Here is a 281-nt window from a genome sequence, read left to right on the forward strand (position 1 = left end):
GTACCTATTACTGCAAACTACAGACTTGGTTCACATGATTATAGCCATCCTCAGCAAAGTAGTTTTAGCCAAGGTGTTGGGTTTTCTGTCGGATGCAATGGGGCTGGTGGGTCTTATGCTTTATCTACTAATCAAACGTTGCTAATTGGTGGCAACCCTTCAACGATGGTAGGGTGTGGTGATGACATTGATGATATTGAATCAAGCCTTAGCCGCCTAATGCTTTATAGCTCTAGTCAGTTAACACTGATCAATCTTGATAAGCAGAGAGTATCTAATCC

1 protein-coding gene is annotated in these 281 nt (G+C 42.0%); it reads left to right on the plus strand.

Annotated elements, in window-relative coordinates; genetic code table 11:
• A partial coding sequence (locus AAEZ05_RS28315; RefSeq protein WP_350649887.1) for an META domain-containing protein occupies nt 1–281 on the plus strand: 281 nt, incomplete at both ends.

The sequence above is a fragment of the Pseudomonas sp. HY13-MNA-CIBAN-0226 genome, assembly GCF_040310305.1.
Lineage (GTDB): Bacteria > Pseudomonadota > Gammaproteobacteria > Pseudomonadales > Pseudomonadaceae > Aquipseudomonas > Aquipseudomonas gregormendelii.